Origin of the sequence: Microbulbifer donghaiensis, from assembly GCF_900129095.1 — a bacterium.
GTDB classification, from domain to species: domain Bacteria; phylum Pseudomonadota; class Gammaproteobacteria; order Pseudomonadales; family Cellvibrionaceae; genus Microbulbifer; species Microbulbifer donghaiensis.
The window spans coordinates 17,831-39,153 of sequence record NZ_FQVA01000004.1 but is presented as its reverse complement, the minus strand read 5'-3'; the positions used below and the strand labels follow the sequence as shown (position 1 = coordinate 39,153).

The 21,323-nt window shown below is 60.4% G+C and carries 20 protein-coding genes; 8 read left to right on the top strand and 12 right to left on the bottom strand.

Translation table 11 applies throughout. The features are described 5' to 3' along the window. Window positions 1-205 precede the first annotated feature (205 nt). From BUC36_RS13990 to lgt, 9 genes are all read right to left on the bottom strand, one after another. Complete coding sequence (locus BUC36_RS13990) at window positions 206-1,540, bottom strand: tetratricopeptide repeat protein (RefSeq protein WP_073276256.1); 1,335 nt, start codon at window positions 1,538-1,540, stop codon at window positions 206-208. 12 nt (window positions 1,541-1,552) lie between these two features. Further along, a complete protein-coding gene (locus tag BUC36_RS13985) occupies window positions 1,553-2,176 on the bottom strand; it encodes an energy transducer TonB (RefSeq protein WP_073276255.1) in 624 nt (207 codons plus the stop codon). Between the two features lie 6 nt (window positions 2,177-2,182). Continuing rightward, complete coding sequence (locus BUC36_RS13980; RefSeq protein ID WP_073276253.1) at window positions 2,183-2,584, bottom strand: ExbD/TolR family protein; 402 nt, start codon at window positions 2,582-2,584, stop codon at window positions 2,183-2,185. Window positions 2,585-2,703: 119 nt separating this feature from the next. Then, window positions 2,704-3,231, bottom strand: coding sequence for a MotA/TolQ/ExbB proton channel family protein (locus tag BUC36_RS13975; protein ID WP_073276251.1), 528 nt, complete (start codon window positions 3,229-3,231; stop codon window positions 2,704-2,706). A gap of 14 nt (window positions 3,232-3,245) precedes the next feature. Further along, the gene (locus tag BUC36_RS13970; RefSeq protein ID WP_073276249.1) at window positions 3,246-4,616 is read right to left on the bottom strand and encodes a MotA/TolQ/ExbB proton channel family protein; all 1,371 of its coding nucleotides are present in this window, start codon (window positions 4,614-4,616) and stop codon (window positions 3,246-3,248) included. Then, window positions 4,613-5,395, bottom strand: coding sequence for a DUF3450 domain-containing protein (locus tag BUC36_RS13965; RefSeq protein WP_073276247.1), 783 nt, complete (start codon window positions 5,393-5,395; stop codon window positions 4,613-4,615). Before BUC36_RS13965 ends, BUC36_RS13970 begins: the two co-directional genes overlap by 4 nt. A gap of 287 nt (window positions 5,396-5,682) precedes the next feature. Then, window positions 5,683-6,195: a dihydrofolate reductase gene (locus BUC36_RS13960; protein WP_073276245.1), complete on the bottom strand. Its 513-nt coding sequence runs from the start codon at window positions 6,193-6,195 to the stop codon at window positions 5,683-5,685. 10 nt (window positions 6,196-6,205) lie between these two features. Next, window positions 6,206-7,039, bottom strand: a complete 834-nt coding sequence (locus BUC36_RS13955; protein ID WP_073276243.1) for a thymidylate synthase — start codon at window positions 7,037-7,039, stop codon at window positions 6,206-6,208. Between the two features lie 3 nt (window positions 7,040-7,042). Next, window positions 7,043-7,897, bottom strand: coding sequence for a prolipoprotein diacylglyceryl transferase (gene lgt, locus BUC36_RS13950; protein ID WP_073276241.1), 855 nt, complete (start codon window positions 7,895-7,897; stop codon window positions 7,043-7,045). Window positions 7,898-7,991: 94 nt separating this feature from the next. Between lgt and BUC36_RS13945 the strand changes: the two genes are divergently transcribed. The 5 genes from BUC36_RS13945 (at window position 7,992) to BUC36_RS13925 (ending at window position 14,724) form a co-directional block, all read left to right on the top strand. Further along, the gene (locus tag BUC36_RS13945; RefSeq protein ID WP_073276239.1) at window positions 7,992-8,807 is read left to right on the top strand and encodes an NRDE family protein; all 816 of its coding nucleotides are present in this window, start codon (window positions 7,992-7,994) and stop codon (window positions 8,805-8,807) included. A gap of 400 nt (window positions 8,808-9,207) precedes the next feature. Continuing rightward, on the top strand, window positions 9,208-11,145 hold the full coding sequence (locus tag BUC36_RS13940) for a L,D-transpeptidase family protein (protein WP_073276237.1): 1,938 nt from the start codon (window positions 9,208-9,210) through the stop codon (window positions 11,143-11,145). A 174-nt stretch (window positions 11,146-11,319) separates the two neighbouring features. Then, window positions 11,320-12,597: a L,D-transpeptidase family protein gene (locus tag BUC36_RS13935; protein WP_073276235.1), complete on the top strand. Its 1,278-nt coding sequence runs from the start codon at window positions 11,320-11,322 to the stop codon at window positions 12,595-12,597. Window positions 12,598-12,600: 3 nt separating this feature from the next. After that, window positions 12,601-13,806: a L,D-transpeptidase family protein gene (locus BUC36_RS13930; protein WP_073276233.1), complete on the top strand. Its 1,206-nt coding sequence runs from the start codon at window positions 12,601-12,603 to the stop codon at window positions 13,804-13,806. 381 nt (window positions 13,807-14,187) lie between these two features. After that, the gene (locus tag BUC36_RS13925) at window positions 14,188-14,724 is read left to right on the top strand and encodes a peptidoglycan L,D-endopeptidase MepK (RefSeq protein WP_073276231.1); all 537 of its coding nucleotides are present in this window, start codon (window positions 14,188-14,190) and stop codon (window positions 14,722-14,724) included. Window positions 14,725-14,828: 104 nt separating this feature from the next. On the opposite strand, the gene BUC36_RS13920 is transcribed toward BUC36_RS13925, so the two are convergent. Then, window positions 14,829-16,007 carry an imelysin family protein gene (locus tag BUC36_RS13920; protein ID WP_234994999.1) on the bottom strand — a complete coding sequence of 393 codons (1,179 nt, stop codon included), beginning with the start codon at window positions 16,005-16,007 and terminating at the stop codon, window positions 14,829-14,831. 42 nt (window positions 16,008-16,049) lie between these two features. Then, the gene (locus BUC36_RS13915; protein WP_073276227.1) at window positions 16,050-16,715 is read right to left on the bottom strand and encodes a histidinol-phosphatase; all 666 of its coding nucleotides are present in this window, start codon (window positions 16,713-16,715) and stop codon (window positions 16,050-16,052) included. Window positions 16,716-16,864: 149 nt separating this feature from the next. Between BUC36_RS13915 and BUC36_RS13910 the strand changes: the two genes are divergently transcribed. The 3 genes from BUC36_RS13910 (at window position 16,865) to BUC36_RS13900 (ending at window position 20,812) form a co-directional block, all read left to right on the top strand. After that, entirely contained in the window at window positions 16,865-17,554 is a 690-nt protein-coding gene (locus tag BUC36_RS13910) for an RNA pyrophosphohydrolase (RefSeq protein WP_084536068.1), read from the top strand. A gap of 122 nt (window positions 17,555-17,676) precedes the next feature. Further along, a complete protein-coding gene (ptsP, locus tag BUC36_RS13905; RefSeq protein WP_073276225.1) occupies window positions 17,677-19,938 on the top strand; it encodes a phosphoenolpyruvate--protein phosphotransferase in 2,262 nt (753 codons plus the stop codon). A gap of 217 nt (window positions 19,939-20,155) precedes the next feature. Beyond that, window positions 20,156-20,812, top strand: a complete 657-nt coding sequence (locus BUC36_RS13900) for a hypothetical protein (protein WP_073276223.1) — start codon at window positions 20,156-20,158, stop codon at window positions 20,810-20,812. Between the two features lie 119 nt (window positions 20,813-20,931). Here BUC36_RS13900 and gcvH read toward each other — a convergent pair whose 3' ends face one another. Further along, window positions 20,932-21,318: a glycine cleavage system protein GcvH gene (gcvH, locus tag BUC36_RS13895; RefSeq protein ID WP_073276221.1), complete on the bottom strand. Its 387-nt coding sequence runs from the start codon at window positions 21,316-21,318 to the stop codon at window positions 20,932-20,934. Between the last annotated feature and the right edge of the window lie 5 nt (window positions 21,319-21,323).

The following is a 21,323-nucleotide window of genomic DNA, read 5'->3' as shown; positions in this document are numbered from 1 at the left end:
ATTCTCGGTGTTGAATCGGCAACCCAATCCTTAACGGGACTGGGGGATTTGGAAAAAGCTGATCAGCTACCCTTACCAATTAGTCGATTTACGCGAAATTGCAAATAATTCCCAATTGCAAGTCTATTTTTTATACAAGCTCAGTCGCGAGACATAAAAAAAGCCGCACATTGCTGTGCGGCTTTTTCGACGGAAGTAGAGGCAATCAGATTGCCAGCTGCTCCTCGCGCTTCTTCTCGCTCTCGACGAAGGTAATCCACTGCTCGGCGAACTTCTTGGAACGTTCGTCTTTCAGGGCCTTCTTGAGGCTGGCGAGCGCATCGTCGTACTTCTTCATGTTGGCGTTAGCCATACCCATAACGATGTACAACTGGTCCGGGCGCTTGATACCGCCCTTCTTCAGCGCCTTGTTGCCGACTTCGATGGCTTTCTCATTCTTGTCCAGGTCCAGGTAGATACTGGCCAGACGGGAATAGATATCGCCCTTGTCAGACATCTGCGCTGCAGCTTCCAGCTCGGGGATCGACTTCTGCAGCTCCTGAGCCATCTGGTACGCCTGAGCCAGGGTTTCCAGATTCTTGGAGGTGCGCTTGATCTTCTTCTCCTTGATGCCCTTGTCGATCACCTTGGCGCCTTTGTAGGGCATTTCATTGCCCATAAAGAGATAGCCCATGTTCAGCAGCTCTTTCTCTTTCTGCAATGCGCCGGCAAGGTACGCCGCTTCCATCATGTGCAGCTGATCCTGGTCGCGCTTCAGCTCGCCGTACATGCCCGCCAGCTGCTTGTAGTACTCCCCTTTCGGGTAGTGCTTGACCAGCTTCTCGAGAATGTTGGTGACCTTCTTGTAGTCGTTCTTCTCGTAATAGAGAAAACGCTGCAGGCCGAACCAGTTCTCCTTCGGCACCTTGCCCTCTTTTTCATACATCGACACCGCAGTGTTGACGTCAGACAGCGCCTTGGCTTCATCACCTTTCTGGTAATAGGCCTGAGCGCGCAGTGCGTAGGAGTCCGCGTTGATGTTCGGGGCAACCTTGAACCACTTGTTCAGGTAGTTCAACGCCTGATCGTAGTTCTCTTGCACGAAGTACAGCTGGGCGATCGTCAGCAAAGTACCCACTTCGAGGGCTTCGGGCAGGTTTTCTGCACCCTGAGCCAGCACTTTCTGGTAGGCGGCAATCGCGTCTTTGTAACGCTCCATGCTGTAGTAAACGAAGCCGTAGAAGTAGTACATCTGCGCTATTTCATAGCCGTTGTAACCACTCTTACCCGCTTCCATATCCCGCAGCGCGGCCAGGGCCGCCGGCCAGTTACTCGCGTCCGCAGCTTCCTGCACTTTACCGAGCTTTTTAAACACGTTTTCCCGCATCGCCGGTACTTTACGTGTCTTCTGCTCTGCGGCTTCCGCCTGCGCAAAGGAAGCGGAAATGCCCACAGCCTCAAGCACGGTGACACTTACCGCCGGTGCCAATACCAGGGGCAGCGCGACGGACGTGCGCAAGACGAACTTGGACAAACCTTTCGTCATGGTCGTCAACTTCATAGTGCTTCCCCTTTAGTTCTTGGCCAGGTTAAAGCTGATCTTGGTTTTTACACCAGGTACTTCGATCGGCTCTCCGTCGACCACCCGCGGCTTGTACTTGTACTTCAACGCCGACTTGAGCGCGGCACTGTTGAAGATAGTGGTGGGGTTGCCGTCCAAAGTGAAGGCTTCCACCACGCGCGGATCACGTACGGAACCGTTCTTGGTTACGGTGTACTCAACGATCACCCATCCTTCGATACCACGCTGCAGGGCACGACGCGGATACTGAGGCTGAACCTTCACGATTGGCAGGTAGTCACCCTCTTGGGCAAAACCGCCGATTCCACCCACCTTCAGGTCCGCATTCGCGCGCGGCGCTGACATGTTGATGGTGTCATCGAGGTTCGGCTCGTCGTACTCAGGTTCCGGCATTTCCGGCGGCGGAGTTTCCGGCTCGTCGGGCTTTTCCGGTTTGCTGGTATCGTACTGAGTTTCGATCTTCTGTTCAGGCATCACGACGTCAGCAACCTTGATCTGCTCCTCGTCTTCGGGAGCCTTCATGTTTGCTTCAATCAGCTGATGCATGGTGAAGATCAGGGCAAAAGTGGTGGCTACCGCCAGTACACCCGCCCCAAGTAGTCTTACCGGATTCATAAGCTGTTAACTCTTTTCTGTCGCGACCGAAACTTTCTCGATGCCGATCTTTCTGGCAGCTTCCGCAATCAGGGCGATCTTCTCGATACTCGCTTTTTTATCGGGCTGAATTACCAACCACCCTTTCGGGTTTTCTGCGTAGAGGCGCTCCAAGGTGAGTTTCACCTGACGCTCATCCACTTTTTCCTTGGCAATCCAGATCTCGTTGTTGTCGTTGATCGCTACCAAAATAGAGGCGGCCTTGAGTTCAGCGGTCGTCGCTTCCGGCTTGATGACATCGGCACCCGGCTCCTTGATAAAGGTCGCGGTGACGATAAAGAAGATCAGCATGATGAACACCACGTCCAGCATGGGCGTGAGGTCGATCGCTCCTGCTTCTTCTTCTGCCGTATTTTGTCTTTTGCTCATAGCAACTCTCTTAGCGAACGTTTCCGGCGAGGAGCCCTCGAGGAGCCCCCCGGCGAAAATATCTGGCTTGGCTAAACCTTCACAGCAAATAAGCTCGCCTATTCGCCTTATGTGGTGCCTTAGTGATCCATCGTCAGATGGTCTTCCAGCAGCTGGGTTTCGCGCTCTGATTTACGGGTGAGGTAGGTGTTGGCAAATACCCCGGAGAGGGCCGCAACCATACCTGCCATGGTAGGAATGGTTGCCATGGATACACCACTGGCCATCTGCTTGGCATCACCACCACCGGTAACCGCGAGAACTTCGAACACGTTGATCATGCCCCAGACCGTACCCAGCAGCCCGAACAGGGGTGCCAGGGCCACACAGGCCTGAATCATGTCCATATTGTCCTGAATCTTCTCGGATACCCGGGAGATCAGCGCCTCACGGATGCGGTGAGCACTCCAGGATTTGCGCTCGGGGCGCTCTTCCCACTGGTCCACCGCACCCTGAACGTCGCTCTTCAACCCTTTATTAAAGTAGAAGACACGTTCAAAAATCAGCGTCCACATAAAGAAGGTCAGGCCGGCGATCAGGAACAGTACTGGCCCGCCCGACGCCATAAAGGCGTTGACGGCGGCCCATGCGTCATTTAATGCGTGCATGTTGCCGCCTCCTCTTATTTACGCTCGGCGTTTTCCGCCACGATACCAGCACTCTGCTCGTCCAGGATGTGCAGGATACGCTTGGCGCGGCCGTTCACGATGGTGTGCATCAGTACAGTCGGGATAGCGACACACAGACCCAGAACGGTGGTTACCAGTGCGGAGGAAATACCGCCAGCCATTGCTTTCGGATCGCCGGCACCGAAGATGGTGATCGCCTGGAAGGTGATGATCATACCGGTAACGGTACCCAGCAGACCCAGCAGCGGGGCAACCATGGCGATGATCTTCAGCAGGTTCAGGCCGGACTCGATGGCCGGGCGCTCTTTCAGTACCGCCTCTTCCATCTTCAGTTCCAGAGTCTCGCCGTCGATACCTTTGTTCTCTTCGGCAACAGCCAGAACGCGACCCAGCGGGTTGTTGGTGTTCGGCGTAGAGGAACGCAGCTGGGCGTTAACCTTGGCACTCAGGCCGGACAGCACGATCAGACGCCATACAGCCAGCAGCATGGCGAAGACGCCCACCGCAGTGATGATGTAACCAACCGGACCACCCTGGTGCCAGCGCTCAACAATGCTCGGGCTGTTGATCATGGCCTTCAGGAAGGAACCACCGGTCGGGCCAGTCGGGTCAACACCGAACGGGTTGAAGCCGGAAGTAGCCGCCTGCAGGTCTGCAGCCATGCTCAGGTACTTGCCGTCGGGCTGACGGATCAGCTCGGCCATTTTGTGAGCGTCGCTCATTTCCAGGTACTTGCCGTCGGAAACCAGGTTGAAGTTACCTACGCGGACAACTTCCTGTTCAACCTGCTCGCCATCCGGCTTGATCACGGTACCGGTGAACTTGACCACCTTGCCGGACTCAACGGTCTCACGCTGCAGCTCGTACCACAGACGCTCGATTTCCTCGATGGTCGGCAGCTTGGTGGCGGAGTTCATTTTGTCGATCAGAGTGTCGACGAACTCAGTGCGGCCGGGGTACTGCGCAGACACGATGGAGCTGTCCAGGTTAGCGCGCAGGTCGCCAGCGGTAGAGGTCAGGTGACCAAACAGTTCTTTCAGAGAGCCCAGACGCTCGTCCAGCTGCTGGCGCTTCTGCTGCACCAGTACTTCCTGCTCCTGGTACTTCTGTTCCAGGCGCTCGGAGCGAGCTTCTTCAGAAGCGCGGGTGTTCTGCGCCTGAGTCAGCAGGGATTGCTGGTTGGCCTTCTGGCGACGGAAGTCAGCTTCGCGCTGCTGATGCTCCTTGGACTCGGCGATCTTGGACTGCTGAACCATCTTCAGCAGCTGATCCAGAGAAGTAGCCTTGTCCTGGGCAACGGCGGAGAAACTGATCAGGCCAGCCGCAGCTGCTACTAATACGCGTTTGGCGATAGAGGTTTTCATTGCGCTGCCTCCGGAGCCGGAATCGGCATGGTCATGATATCGATAGTGGCCTGTTTCTTGGCGATCTTCAGGCCGTTCATGAGGGCGCGGCGGTATTCGCCGGCATCGATCTCAACCCAAGCCTTCTGATCCTTGTCATAAGCCAGGGAGATCTTGGAGTCAGTGGTTTGCGCCAGCAGAGCAATACGACCGATCTGCAGCACGTTTACTTCGCGCTCCTGACCGTTCACGTTCAGGCTATCGCTATAGCTGTCGATCTTGCGGGCGTATTCCGCTTCGAAGTTGTACAGCTCCAGAACCTGACGGAATTTCTCCGCCACGGTGATATCGGAGCGGTCCATATTGTTCCTAACGTTCTCGAGGTTGGCCACACGCTCTTCGATCTTGAAGGGCGCGTCCAGCTGAACGAACTGCTCCAGGCCTTCCAGCATGCGCAGGATCAGCGGCTGGATCTGACGTTCGATCACGGTGACGTTTTCGATGGACTCGTCCAGCTCTTTCATAACGGCGAGCTGGTTGGCCAGCTGCTTTTCCAGCTGACGGTTGTAAACACGCAGACCATCGATCTCCTTGTTTACGACCTTGAAATCCTGCAGCAGGCTGCTGGTTTCTTCGGCAATCTTGTCGATACGCTTTTGCGAAGCCTGGGCGGCAGTGGTTTTCTGCTGCTCTACGGCAAGTACGTTATCGAGAGTATCCGCAGTGGCTACGCTGCCGTAGAGCGCGCCGGCAGACAGCGCAGTGGTCAGCGCCACAGCCATGAATCGCTTGGTTTTCATTAGACCCCCCAGTGGGTTCAATATTTCACAACATGGTCGCGATGAGTTAGCTGCCACAACGCGGTGTCCTTTTGTCTTAAAAACAGTGGTGTGAAGACAGCTAAGAGCCGCACATTGTAAACAGCCGATTTGATTATTCAAATGCCGATTGACAGTATCGACCCGCATGGGTAGCAAGGTAACAAACGGGTAACAATCCCGGGTCACATGCACACAATTGCGGCGACGTTCCCTGTTTATGCAGCGTCGAAACTTAACAGATCGATCACTAATCAATCAATCTGTTTTTATTTCAACCTGTCGTACTGAACTAAGCAGTAGCTATATTCATCCCTGTCCGACGCCGGGTAACAGTTGCGACTGGTCTCACCCCAACAGTCATCCAGCTCCGGAAAAAACGCATCCCCCGCAATCTCGGCATCCACCTCGGTCACATAGAGACGCCCGGCCAAAGGCAGAGCCTGCCGGTAAATCTGCGCCCCGCCAATCACCATGACTTCGGCGGCTGCCGCCTCGGCAGCGCACTGCTGCGCCCGCTGCAGCGCCAACTCGAGCGAGGGGACGCACTCTACGCCATCTGCACACCAGTCGGGGTTGCGAGTGATCACAATATTGACGCGACCCGGCAACGGCCGGCCGATGGACTCAAAAGTCTTGCGCCCCATCACCACCGGCTTGCCGAGGGTGGTGCGCTTGAAGAACTGCAGATCGCCGGACAGGCGCCAGGGCAGCTCGTTGTCGCGTCCGATGGCGCCGTTGCGCGCGACAGCGGCGATCAGGGCGATAGGTATCTCTTTCATCGGTGACTGCCTATACCGCCACAGGCGCCGGAATATGCGGATGCGCCTCGTAGCCACGCAGCTCGAAGTCCTCGAAGCGGAATGCGAACAGGTCGGATACATCCGGGTTGAGGTGCATCTGCGGCAGCGGCAGTGGCTGGCGACCGAGCTGCTCCTCCACCTGCTCGAGGTGATTCGAGTAGAGGTGGGCGTCGCCGAAGGTATGAATAAATTCACCCGGCTTGAGACCACAGACCTGGGCCAGCATCAGAGTCAACAGGCTGTAGGAGGCGATATTGAACGGTACGCCGAGGAAGATATCCGCGCTGCGCTGGTACAGCTGACAGGACAACTTGCCGTCCGCCACGTAAAACTGGAACAGCGCGTGGCAGGGCGCCAGCGCCATGCGCCCGGCGCGCGCATTATCTGCCGGCGATACACCTTCATCCGGCAGATCGGCGGGGTTCCAGGCACTGACCAACAGGCGGCGGGAATCCGGGCGGTTTTTCAGCTGCTCCAGCAGCTGCTCTATCTGGTCAATACGGCGACCGTCCGGCGCCGGCCAGGAACGCCACTGGTGACCATAAACGGGCCCAAGGTCGCCATCCTCCGCGGCCCACTCGTCCCAGATGCGCACGCCGTTTTCCTGCAGATAGGCGATATTGGTGTCGCCGCGCAGAAACCACAGCAGCTCGTGGATAATCGAGCGCAGGTGGCACTTCTTGGTGGTGATCAGCGGGAACCCTGCGGCCAGGTCGAAGCGCATCTGGTAGCCGAATACGCTCAGCGTCCCGGTACCGGTGCGATCGCTCTTGTGGGTGCCGTTGTCGCGCACGTGGCGCATCAGATCGAGATACTGCTTCATCTATTACTGTGCTCCGTCTTTTACCTGGGTGCGCCCCGCTTTATTTCCGCCCTTGCCTGCGCGCCCCTCGGGCAGTGGCTGGGTGCGGTAACTCCACACCAGCAACACGATACCGGCCACGATCATCGGCAGACTCAACAACTGGCCACGGGTCATCCAGCCGAACAGGTCATACCCGATATGACCATCCGGCTCGCGCACGAACTCGACCAGGAAACGGAAGACGCCGTAGAGGGTGACAAACAGACCGCCGACGGCCAGGCGCGGACGCGGCTTGCTCGAGAACCACCACAGCACCGCGAACAGCACCAACCCCTCGAGAAAGGCCTGGTACAGCTGCGACGGGTGACGCACCAGCAGCTCGGGATCACGCGGGAACACCATGCCCCAGGGCACATCGGTGGGGCGTCCCCAAAGTTCCTGGCCGATAAAATTACCGATTCGGCCGAGTCCCAGTCCGATGGGTACGAGCGGCGCAACGAAGTCGATCAGCGCCGGGAAGGTGGTGCCGATCTTGCGCGCGTAGAGGGTGGTGGCCAGCATCACGCCGACCAGGCCGCCGTGAAAGCTCATGCCGCCTTCCCACACCCGCAACAGCGACAGCGGATGATCCAGCAGCTCAGGCAGGTTGTAGAAAAACATGTAACCGAGCCGCCCGCCGACCACGACGCCGATGGCACAGTAGAGGATCAGGTCTTCGACTTCGGATTTGATTACCGGCGACCAGGGTTTGGTGCTGCGGCGCAGCGCCAGCCACCAGGCGGCGATAAAGCCGACCAGGTACATGAGTCCGTACCAGTGCACTTTCAGCGGGCCAATAGCCACGGCTACCGGGTCGATTTCGGGATAAGTCAGCATGGGTGAATCGAGATTATTGGCGAAGCGCGTATTATGGTCGCAAAGCGCCCCGCAGCGAAAGGGGCGCCTCCGACCGGCTCACCGTGAAAATACTATGTGTCTGTTGCTATTTGCCTACCGCTGCCACCCGCAATACCCGCTGTTACTGCTGGCCAACCGCGACGAGTTCTACGGCAGACCCAGCACTCCGGCCGGCCCCTGGGCGGACGGCAAACTGATTGCCGGACGCGACCTCGAGGCCGGCGGCACCTGGGCCGGCATGGCCCGCGGCCGGGTGGCGGCGGTGACCAATATCCGCGAGCCGGGCCGGCCGGCGCCGCCCGCGCCGCTTTCGCGGGGCGACATTCCGCGCAATTTCCTCCTCGGGAGCACGGATCCACAGCCATTCGCCGAAGCGCTGTCCGGGTCCCGCTACCGCGGCTTCAATGCGCTGCTGTTCCAGCACGGCGCCGAAATCGAGCTGATCTGCGCCGGCAACCGCCACACCCCCTTCGCCTTCATCGATGGTATACACGGCATCTCCAACGGCGCACCGGACGCCCCCTGGCCGAAAGTAGAGAAAGGCAAGGCGGGCCTGGCACGGCTAGTCGCCGGTATTGACGGCCGGGTCACCGAGGACAATTTCGTGCGGCCGGCGCTGCAACTGCTGCAGGACAGGAACACAGCCCCGCCGGCGCAGCTGCCAGATACCGGAGTCGGCGAAGCGCTGGAGCTGGCGCTGTCGCCGCTGTTTGTACAGATAGAAACTGCTGACTTTCCGGTGCCGCCCGCGGGCGGCGACACCGGCGGCTACGGCACCCGCGCGAGCACGCTGATCGCGATCGATCACCGCGGCGTCAGCCAGCTGTGGGAGAGAAGCTATATTGCCGGCGCGGCGGTCGAACCCCTGCGCCACTATATCCTCGACTGAATATCCTCGACTGAATATCCTCGACTGAGCGATCCCCGACCGACCGAATTCCGGCCGCCAGCCCGCTGTGGGATGGCAGCGCCCGGCCCGAATTGCCAGACTTTGCAGTCAGCAATTTTCCTCAGAACGTAATGTGTGAGGAAAGAAACGCCAAGCAAATTCCGCATTTATTGCCATACTTATTTTCACAGGCTGGATTTGGTTGATATACGCGCAAGCGGGACACCGACACCAGTCTATATAAAAGGAAGGTCGCGCGGGACGCATGACAAAGGCGAGTCGTCGGTAAACATCGACGAACAACAGGACCGGCTCGCCGCAGGTTGGGAAGGTATGAACGATCTGGCGCCCGGCATTTCATCAAGACAACACCGGGCCCCTGCAGTATCGCTGAGGTACCATGTCGTATTTCAACCCAGAGCGCCGCAAACGCAAATCACTACTACCGCTGCTGACTCTCGGCAGCCTGTGTGTATTTGCCCTTTATTACGCCTTTGCCGCCAACCAGAAAACGGTGCCGGTATTGCCGGAAAATGCCGTGCGCCCGCACCTGGTGCGGTGGCTGGAGGAGAACCCTGACGCCTGGCCGGCGCAGGATCCGATCTTTAATCCCGCCGCGGTGCGCCGCATCTACCAGCGCACTGACTACCGCCTGCTGTGGTTTGACAACTACAGCCTCAGCGACACCGCCAATGACCTGCTGAAGCAACTTACGGCGGCCAGCTCCGGCAATCCGAGCAGCATGGTGGACTACCGCTACCACCTCGGATATTTCGACCGCACCCTGCGCGATACGCCCCAGCGGCTGCAGATGGCCGCCGTACTCGACGTGTTGCTGACCGATGCCTTCGTGTCCTACGCCCAGGACACCCGGCTCGACAAGATCAGCCCGAAGAGTCGCCCGCCCCGGGACATCACCCCCGTTTACCACAGCGAAGGCGGCTTCCAGCTGGTCGGACTGACATCGACCCGCCAGCAGACATCCAGTGGCAGCAAATACTTTCGCGGCTACAACCGCTCCAGTGACAGCGCAAACACCAACAGCCGCTATTACACGCGCGAAAACGACGCCTACCGCTCGCGCCACTATTCGACGTGGGGCAACCGCAACTACAACAGCCGCAGCTACAACAGCGGCGGTTACAACAACCGCACTTACAGCGGCAGCAATTACGGCCGTATCTACTACAACCAGGGCAATCCAGCGACTGCTGGCGCCCTGTCGGAGAATAGCGAAGGCCCGTATATCGAGGAAAACTCGCCCTACGGCGGCGATCTCTATGCAATGCGCAGTGAACTGTCGCGGTTGCGGAACCTTTCCGCCAGCGGGCGCTGGCGCCCACTGCCGCCCGGACCCGCGATGACCATTGGCGCACGCCACCCCCATGTGGGCCTGCTGCGCGACATGCTTGCGCTGTACGGCGACTACCGCAGTTACTACGGGTACGGTGGTTATAGCGCCGCGGACCGCAATACATTCGACCGCGGCCTGAACGAAGCCGTACTGCGCTTCCAGAAACGCCACGGCCTCAAGCCAGACGGCATTGTCGGCCGCGAAACCCGCAAGCGCCTGAACCTGTCGCCGGCAGCGCGTGCCCAGATCGTCGAAATCAACATGCGCCGCCGCGAGTCACTGCCGGCAGATCTCGGCGACCGCTTTATCCAGGTCAATGTGCCCGAGTACAAGCTGCATTACGTGGAGGGCGACTGGGTCAAGCTGTCGATGAACGTGGTGGTGGGCAAGAAAAAACACGCCACCCCGGAGATCACCACCCGCGTCAGCAAAGTCGTGTTCAACCCGACCTGGACGGTACCGCGCAGCATCCTGGTCAACGAGATATTGCCCAAGGCCCGGGCCAATCCCGCCGGCATGGAAAACATAGGCTACCGGGTGGTCAGCGGCAGCGGCGAACACCTGCCACTTACGGCCAAGAACCTGTCCGCGGCAGGCGCCGGCTCCTACCTGATGCGCCAGCTGGGCGGTGAGGACAATATTCTCGGCCGGGTAAAGTTCGAGATCCCGAACAAGCACGATGTCTACCTGCACGACACCCGCGCGCGCAAATTGTTTGCGCTGACCGACCGCGATTACAGCCACGGCTGCATTCGCCTGGAGAAACCGCGCCACCTGGCCGAAGCCCTGCTGCGCCCCGAGGGCAACTGGGACCAGTGGCGCATCGACCAGCTGACCACTGGCGATGAGACCACCGAGGTGGACCTGACCAAAAGGGTCAAGGTTTACGTCACTTACTGGACCGCCTGGGTGGATGGCGACGGCCAACTCAATTTCCGCCCGGATATCTACGGCAAGGACGGGCTCGAGGCCAATCAGTTCTGACGACAGCGGGGGTGATCCCTGGGTCACCCCCCATATTCCGCGGCATATTCCATTTTCTCCCGCACGGCAATGCGGCGCATTCCCCAAAAGTATTAGGGGCCAACCGGTCACAAGTTACCAATGTGAGCAGGGCAATCAGCCTGGCTGATGAATTCCGGCTCACAGGGGTGACTTATGGGTGTTGGCAACCAACTCCAATTACTGCGCGACTGTCCTTGCGGCCGCCACGCTTCCCACCACTGCAGTGCACTGGCCCTGGCCCTCGCGCTGTCTCTCGCTGTCGAACTGCCGCCGGCCAGCGCCGAATCGCAGTTGGCCGCTGCCGCGAGCGAAGTCGGCAGCGCTGACGCATTCACGCCTTATGGCCGCCAATACGCATTGATGCGAGAGGAACTCGCGCGCTACAGCGCCCTGGCCGAGGACGATAACTGGCGACCTCTCGGCCCGGGCCAGACGCTGGCGCCGGGCATGCGCGATCCCCGCGTAGCGCAGTTGCGCGGCCTGTTGATGCAGTACGGCGACTACCGCCTGGACGACCACGCCGCGGCAAACCGAGACGCTGACGAATACGACGAACAGCTGCAGGAGGCCGTGCGCCGTTTCCAGCGCCGCCACGGCCTGAAGGAAGACGCACTGGTCGACGAGCGCACCCGGGCGCGCCTGAACACCAACCCGGCAGAACGCGCTCAGACCCTGGCCGCCAACCTCGAGCGCTGGCAACAGCTGCCGAAGGACCTGGGGCCGCGCTACATAATCGTGAACATCCCGGATTACAGCCTGCGCCTGATCGATCATGAGCAGGAACAGTTTCAAATGCGAGTCGTGGTAGGCAAGCCCAAACACGAGACACCGCAACTCACCACCCGCATGACCCGCGTAGTGTTCAATCCGATCTGGCGGGTACCGCCCAACATCGCCCTGCGCGAACTGCTGCCGAAAGGCAGTGCCCACCTCACCGCCGACGGTTACCGACTCGTCAATCACAGCGGCAGGGCGGTGCCGTTTACCCGGCGCAACGTCGCCGGCGTGCGGCGCGGCAAAGTGACGCTGCAACAGAAAGGCGGCCCCGGCAATGCGCTGGGGCGGGTCAAGTTCGTCATCCCCAACCGCGAGGCCATCTTCCTGCACGACACCAACAGCAAGCACCTCTTCAAGCGCGGCCAGCGCGCTTTCAGCCACGGCTGTATCCGCCTGGAAAAACCGCTGGAGTTCGCCCGCATGATGTTGGCGGAGCAAAACAACTGGAGCGAAGCGCGGATCGAGCGCGCCATGCTCAGCAGCCGCACCCAGGGTATCGAACTGGAAAACCCGATCCCGGTTTATATCGCCTACTGGACCGCCTGGGTCGACGACGAAGGACTGTTGCAGTTCCGCCCGGACATCTACGGCCGCGACGACCCCGAAGCGGCAGCAGATGCCACAACACAAAACGACAGCCGGGAAACGGAGTGAGTCATGGCACGCCGCAATGCCAGATACAGCACCGGTGCCAAAGCCGGCCGCTGGCTGGCAGTACTGCTGGCCCTGGCACTAGCGGCTATGCCGCCGCTGGTCGGCTCAGCGCGTGCGCCGCAAGCGGTGCCGGCTCTCGACCCCGCCGCTACCAGTGCGCAATTAGCCAGTGCGGCCGAGCGCTACCGAGAGCTGGCCAAAGACTGGCAGCCGATGACCGGCGCCGAGCCACTGCAGGCCGGCGACAGGGACGAGCGGGTGGTGCAGCTGCGCAGGCTGCTGAAACTCTACGGTGACTACACCGGGTTGCCCGGCCCGGTGACCGTCGCCGCCGCCGATCCACAGCGTTTCGACAGCGCGCTGCAGCGGGCGGTGGAACGCTACCAGCGGCGCCACGGGCTGCAGCCGAGCGGCACGGTCGCAGCCGATACGCTGGCGGAACTGGCAGTGCCGCCCACTGAGCGCGCGCGCCAGCTGGAGCTGAATGCCAAGCGCTGGAAGAAACTGTCACTGCCCAAGGAAGGGCGCTACCTGTTTGTCAATGTCCCGGAATACCATTTGCAGCTGGTCGAGAAGGGCACGGTGACACTGAGGATGAAAACGGTAGTCGGGAAAACCAGCAGCCGCACACCGACACTCCGCACCCGGGTTACCAATGTCGTGTTCAATCCCACCTGGACAGTGCCGCGCAGCATCCTGCTGACAGAAATGTTGCCGAAGGCCCGCAACAATCCCGAGGCCATGCACAAGCGCGGCTATCGCGTCGTCAACTACGGCAGCAGCAATACTGTCCCCATCTCCGCCGACGGCCTGATCCGTGCGGCCGGCGGTGATGCCACCCTGCGCCAGGTCAGCGGGCCGGGTAACACCCTGGGCCGGGTGAAATTCGTGATGCCGAATCGCCAGGCGATCTATCTGCACGACACCCAGGCGCAGAGCCTGTTCGATCTGCAGGAGCGCGCCTTCAGCCACGGCTGTATCCGCCTGGAGCAACCTGAAGAGCTGGCCTATGCCCTGCTGCGCCCGCAGGGCTGGGACAGAACCCGCGTCGCGCAGGCAACCACCGGGGATGAAACACTCAACATCAAGGTCGATCGCCCGCCCCGCCTCTTTATTACCTATATCACCGCCTGGATGGACAACCATGGGCGCCCCCACTTCCGCCGCGATATCTACCACCGCGACACCGAGCAGGAAGCGGCCGACTAGCTGAGTCACCACCGCATCAAGGCCCCAGATGCCCATCCTGCGCCCTGCCAACCCCGGTCATCCCGCTTCCGAGGCCCAAAACCGGCCTTCTCCCCCAATTTAGAACCAGGCAGTCACGGAAAAATTTTTTTTTAGTATCGCCCCCGTAATGACAACGCTGTCGCCATTTTTAGCCCGGCTTTTCCCACAGATCCCCGCAACTCGGTCCTTTGCGTAGTACACGGAGAAACAAAGTACCAGTGGATCTATTGGATTAATTGCGAATTACCAGAGATAGGTTTGTAACAGGTGGTTATTTTTTGTACATTTCTTCCCGTGCCCAGTGACGCCAAACGGCTCCAGGGCAGCAACGAGACACAAATGACGAGGCGGAGATAGGGTATGAAACAGGGTATTAACAGACGTCGATTCCTGGCTGTGACTGGCGCAGCAGCTGCTACTGTCGCCGCCGGACCGACTTTTGCAAAAGTAGGCAATGGCCGTACTTTGAAGATGCGTAACCTGCACACCGGGGAAAGGCTGAATACCGCCTACTGGTCAGGCAGTGATTATGACAGCGCTGGCCTGAAGCAGTTCAACCGACTGCTGCGTGACCACCGCGCCAACGAATCAACGCGTATGGACCCGAAGCTGTTTGACATCGTCTACAAGCTGAAGGAAAAACTGAACTATAACGGCGAGGTCGAGATTATCTCCGGTTATCGTTCACCGAAGACCAACGCCAAGCTGCGCGCAGCTGGCCGCGGTGTCGCCAAGCGCAGTTACCACACGCGCGGTATGGCACTGGACATCCGCATGCCGGGCGTCCCGCTGTCCAAGCTGCGCCAGGCAGCCCTGGATCTGCGCGCAGGTGGTGTGGGTTACTATCCGAAGAGCAACTTCGTCCACGTTGATACCGGCCCGGTTCGCCGCTGGTAACAACCGCAGCCACCGCATCAGCGGCAGCTGAAAACACAAACCCCGGCCTCGGCCGGGGTTTGTCGTTTATGGCAAACGATTCAGTAACCGATCGCTGCCGGCAATCACTCCCCGTCCAGCGGCAGCGCCACCGGCGTCATATCCTCTGCCGCCACCGGCACCTGTGCCGTCCCGGCCATCAGCCCGGCCATCTGCTCCAGCAGTTCCCGGGCCTGTGCCAACTGTCCCAGTTCCGCCAGCTCGACCGGATCCTCCATCTTCAGCAACAGTTCTTCGACTTCCGAGAACGTCTGGGTCAGGGCTGCGACCTGGTGGCGGTCCAGCAGCAGCTCGGCGAGCCCGTGCCCCTCACCCGGCACCCAATTCGACTGCAGGGTATCGAGTATTTCCAGCAGCGCCAGCTTGGAATCAGCCGCGCGACCGCTTTCCACATCGCTTTCGGAACTCTCCGGCAGGCGGCGCAGCAACTCTTCATCCAGCACCCGCGTGTGCGCGGCGCGGATCTGCTGCAGGCGGGACGCGGGGCTCAGGGCGAGATAGTGGCGCGACAGGTCATTGGCACTCGTGGGCCAGCGCCGGGCCAATCCCTCTACGTCCTCCGCAATACCGCGACCGATCAGTCGGGTCAGCTCGCGCCGGCGGTTGGCCGCCAGGGCTTCGGGCTTCTCCCCTTCTGTGACCTGCTGAAACTGCTCCGCAGAGCGCTCGCTGGTGGGTCCCCACAGCATGATCTCCAGCGCGTGAAAGCCGGTACTCGCCTCCTCGTGCGCCGTCAGGCGGTGCTGTTTGCGCAGGTTGACCAGGGTGAGTTCTATCGCGGTGTCGTTGACGATGCCGCTGTCGGAGTATCCCGGCACAGTGTCCAGGTAGCCGGGCTGTACCGGCCAGCTGTCCAGGGCGAGCAGCAACTGCCGCCCCTGGCCGCGGAGTTCCACCGGTGCGAACGCCAGTTCGATGTAGGGCATGGTCGCGGCGAACTCCCGGTGCGCCTGCAGCCAGGCCAGTTTGGCGGCCTCGAGATGGTCCTCGCTGGGTTGCTCGAGCAGGGTCGCGACTGCGCGCTCCAGCGCCTCAACTGCGCCGCGCGTATCCGCCAGCTGGGCCTCGCCCGCCTGCCAGATCTCCAGGGTCAGCGCTTCCGCCGCCTTCTCGTTGAATATCCGGGATTCCGCCTTCTGTTCCGCCGGCGGTTGCTCGACGCGCTTCTGTTCACAGGCTGACAGCCCCGCCAAAAGTGCAAAAAGCAGTACTAATTTTCCGCGCCGATGCATTCTTCCGCTCACAAAATTCCCCAAATCACTCAATTCTCGACGACTTCTGTCGCTCTATTGGCTTTCGCGCAGACTGATCACCGGCCAGCCGCGCGCTTCGGCCTCGGCGCGCAACCGCGCGTCCGGGTCTACCGCTACCGGGTGCTCCACCTGCTGCAACAGGGGCAGGTCGTTGATGGAATCACTATAAAACCACTTTTCGCTGCTACCGAATTCGGGGTTGTGGGCCAGCCATTGGTGCAGGCGCACGACCTTGCCGCCCTGATAGCAGGGTTCGCCCGTTACCCGACCGGTAAACTGCCCCCGCACCTCCTCCGGCTCTGTCGCCAGCAGCGTATCCACCCCCAGGCGCGCGGCAATGGGCTCCACCACAAAGCGGTTGGTGGCAGTGATGATCATAATATGATGGCCGTCGCGACGATGCCGACTGATTAACTCTTCCGCGCGCGGCAACCAGATTTCGCTGATCACCTCCCGCATGAACTCTTGCTGCAGGTTTTCCAATTGACCGCGGGAAAGCTGTGCCAGCGGTTCCAGGGCGAATTCCAGGTAGGCGAAGATATCCAGCTCGCCGCGCTGGTAGTCCTGATAGAAACGGTCGTTGGCAGAGCGGTAGCGGTCGACGTCGACGTGTTCGCGCTCCACCAGGAACTCGCCCCAGGCGTGATCGCTGTCGCCGCCAATCAATGTGTTGTCGAGATCGAAAATTGCCAGATGCACCGCGGTCTCCCCCGTAACTATAGATTCCCCACGCCAATTTCGCCGCCAAACGCGCACTGCGCGCCGCGGCGGGCAATTTTACCTCGCCAGCGGACACTGCACACCGACCAATTCTCCCTAATTGCCGTAATGCCCCCCGCTGTGGAACAATGCGGAGCAAGCAAGCGCGGCGACTGGCCGCGCGCAACAGAATTGAGGACGGTATTTTGGGCGACGGCAAGCCAGCGCAAGCTGGGCGAAAAAACCGCCGCAAATCCGCCAGACAGTCCAACCGCGCCGACAACCCCGGCAACAACCGCAAAAACCGGCGGCGCGGCGACGACAACAGCAGCAATATCGACGCCGAGGGCTTTCGCCCCAATGTCGGCATCATTGTGCTGAATGCCCGCGGCCAGGCGCTGTGGGCGAGGCGGGTGGGCGGCAAGGACGCCTGGCAGTTTCCCCAAGGGGGCATCAACCCGGGTGAAACCGCGGAGCAGGCGCTCTATCGGGAGCTGTATGAGGAGATCGGCCTGACCCGCGAGCAGGTCAGCCTGATCGCGTGCACCCGCGGCTGGCTGCGCTATCGGCTGCCGCAGCGCCTGATTCGCCGGCGCTCGGAGCCTCTGTGTATCGGCCAGAAGCAGAAGTGGTATCTGCTGAAGCTCGAAACAGAGGAGAGTGCGATCAGCTTTAACAATGGCTACAAACCCGAATTCGATCACTGGCGCTGGGTGAGCTACTGGCACCCACTCAGTAAAGTGGTGACCTTCAAGCGCGAGGTGTACCGACGCGCGCTGACCGAACTGGCCCCGCAGCAAATACAATTGGAAAGACGCTGGCTGCGCGATCAGGGCTAGCCCTGGTACTCGCAGCCGGCATTGCTGCGGCCGGAAACTATCATTTCTCGCGGATTGATAGAAAAGCGCTAAGTTTGCTTTTGGCCAGCTAGATTACTCCGTTAAATGGCGAGGACAGGCCTTTGCTCGGATCTCTGCGCAGTATCGTTCAGGAAGTCAACGCGGCTCGGGACCTGCCCGCGGTGCTGGAGATTATCGTGCGCCGGGTGCGCGAGGTGATGCACACCCGCGTCTGTTCCGTCTATCTGCGCGACAAGCAGTCCGGCAACTATGTCCTGATGGCCACGCGCGGGCTCAATCAGGACGCCGTCGGCCAGGTGCACCTGGCGCCCGGAGAGGGCCTGGTGGGCAACGTGGTCACCCGCGAAGAGCCTATCAACCTTGAGCAGGCCGAGGCCCACCCCGCCTACCAGTACTTCCCCGCCACCGGCGAGGAGCGCTTCAGCGCGTTTCTCGGCACACCGATTATTCACCACCGTACCGTGCTCGGCGTGTTGGTCGTGCAGCAGGCGGAGAAGCGCCGCTTCGACGAGGGCGAGGAAGCCTTCCTGGTCACCCTGTCTGCCCAGCTCGCCGGTGTGATTGCCCACGCCGAGGCGACTGGCGCCCTGGCGACTATCGGCCAGCAGCGGCGCGAAGCCAAGTTCAGCGGTATCGCCGCCTCCCCCGGCGTCGCCATCGGCCGCGTGCATATCGTCGCACCGCAGGCCAACCTGGCCACGGTGCCCTACAGCTGCTGTATCGACGTGGACGCCGAGCTGGAGCTGTTTCATCAGGCCCTGGCCAGTGCGCGCACGGAAATACGCGACGCCGGCGAACGCCTGAAGGGCGAACTGAACCGCGAGGAACGCGCCCTCTTCGACGCCTATATCAGCATGCTCGACGACAACTCCCTCGCCGTCGAGGTGTGCGACCGCATCCGCCAGCAGGTCAGCGCGCCCCGCGCCTGGGCCGAGGTGATGCTCGAACACGTGCGCCGCTTCGAGGCGATGTCCGACTCCTATTTCCGCGATCGCGCCGCCGACGTGCGCGACCTGGGCGCGCGGGTCCTGATGCACCTGCGCCAGCAGCAACAGAGCCGGCGGGACTATTCCGAAAATACCATCCTGATCGGCGAGGAGCTCACCGCCGCAGTGCTGGCGGAAGTGCCGCGGGAAAAGCTGATCGGCGCCGTTTCCGTAAAGGGTTCCGCCAACAGCCACGTGGCAATCATCGCCCGCGCCATGGGACTGCCGGCGGTCATGGGCGTGCAGGACCTGCCCTACGAAACCATCGACGGCGCCGAAATTGTCGTCGACGGCTACCGCGGCGAGCTGCATGTGCACCCCGGACCGGAACTCAAGCGCCGCTACGACAGCATCGTTGCCGAGGAGCGCGAGCTGGCGCGCAACCTCGACCACCTGGCGGGCCTGCCCGCGGAAACTGCCGATGGCCACCGGGTGCGCCTGTGGGTCAACACCGGACTCATGGCGGACGTGGTGCGTTCGCTCGAGCGCGGTGCCGAGGGCGTCGGCCTCTACCGCACCGAGGTGCCCTTCCTGCTGCGCGACCGCTTCCCGTCTGAGGAGGAACAGCGCGAGATCTACCGCGAGCAGTTGCAGGCCTTCGCTCCGCGCCCGGTCACCATGCGCACCCTGGATATCGGCGGAGACAAGGCCCTGGCCTATTTCCCCATTGAGGAGACCAATCCCTTCCTCGGCTGGCGCGGTATCCGCGTGACGCTCGATCACCCGGAAATCTTCCTGGCCCAGGTTCGTGCGATGATGAAGGCCAGTGTCGGCCTCGACAACCTGCGCATCATGCTGCCGATGATCAGCGGGCTCGGGGAGCTGGAAGCCGCCCGCAAGCTGGTGGAGCGCGCCTACCGGGAACTGGTTGAAGAGGGTTACGACATCGCCATGCCGCCCCTCGGCATCATGATCGAGGTACCCTCGGCGGTATACCAGGTGCGGGAACTGGCCGAGCACGCAGACTTCATCTCCGTCGGCAGCAACGATTTGACCCAGTACCTGCTGGCAGTGGATCGCAACAACAGTCGCGTAGCCAGCATTTACCATGCACTCCATCCGGCAGTGCTGCACGCCCTGCAGGAAATTGTCAGGGTCGGCCACGCCGCCAATACCAAGGTGGGCATCTGTGGCGAGCTGGCCGGGGATCCCGGCGGCGCGCTGCTGCTGCTGGCGATGGGTTACGATGTGCTGTCGATGAACGCCACCAACCTGCCGCGGGTCAAGGCGACACTGCGCGCGGTGCGCAAGGCGGACACGGAGAAGCTGTTACAACAGGTGCTTGGCCAGCAGTACCCGGAGGAAATTGAACAGACGGTGCGGGCCTACCTGAAAAGGATCGGACTCAAGGCGCTGTTGCAGCCGGCGGGGCAGTAGGCGGGGCAGTAGCGCCCTCTACTGCCGTGCATTCCACCTCTCACTCTTTTCCTTCGAAGTTAACGCTAATCACACTGTAATCGCGTGTAATTGCGCCAAACCGTTCTGCCCGTATACCGGTGTTACAATTCCGTCGCGGTCCCGCTTGTCGAAATTAAAGCCAAGGCGGGTTCCGATTTAGGGGTTAAAACATCCGGTATAAAAAGGCAAAAAAAACATGCTAAAGAAAATCACACTGCTGGCCATGGCCATGCTGGTTACAGCCTGTGTATCTCCTGTCTCACTGCAGGAACAGTCCGCCGCTCCTGAGTATCAGGTAAAGGAGTCGGTATTGATCTCCGTTATCGATCAACGCCAGCGCGTCAAGGAAGGGAAAGACAAGACCTTTGTCGGCAAGGCCCATGCGTCATTCGGCATTCCCGTCGACTGGCATGTTAAGCAGGTCCTCGCCACCGAGCCGGGTGACAAGGAAAAAGATCTGGCGCAATTCCTGCAAAGCCGATTGGTACACGGGCTGAACTCGTCCGGCTGGAATGCCACAGCCGTAGATTTGGCGGAAGTTCCACAGGAAGATGCGGTCAAGCAACTGATGGAACAGAACAACGCCAACAAAATGATCAGCCTGGTACTGAACGAGTGGTATTTCAGCCTCAATCTGAACTGGGTATCGGCCTTCAATTTTGACACCGACACCAACATCCTGGTCTACGACCTGCAGAATGGAAAACTGTTGGCGAAAAACATCAAGGAACGCGACGTTGTCGACGAACAGGCGAGCCAGTCACCACAGAACAATGTCCTGCTGGCCTACAAGGCCCAGCTGGATCAGATTGTGAACGACAGCGAAGTCCGCCAGGTCATGTCGTTCGACTGATCGCCATAACCAGATTCTGTCCCGTCCTGAAACCCGTAAACCCACTTCAGGGCGGGACACATACAAAAAAGCCGCTGCGACATCGCAGCGGCTTTTTTGCTTCTGGTCACCGACCGGGATTACTCCGCGGACTCGGCGCGATAGGCGTCCGCATCCAGCATTTTTTCCAGCTCGCTCACATCGCTGGGCTTCACGCGGAAGAACCAGCCGTCGTCATAGGGGGAGGAGTTGACGGTTTCCGGGGCATCTTCCAGCGCCTCGTTGACCGCGATCACCTCGCCGGAAATCGGCGAGTAGATGTCGCTGGCCGCTTTTACCGACTCGACCACACCGGCTTCATCACCGGCTGCCAGAGTGCTGCCCACTTCCGGGGTTTCGACGTAGACCACGTCGCCCAGTGCATCCTGGGCGTGGTCGCTGATACCGACGGTGACGGTGCCGTCTTCTTCCAGCCGCGCCCACTCGTGGCTGGCCAGGTATTTCAATTCGCTGCGAATTTCGCTCATGCTGT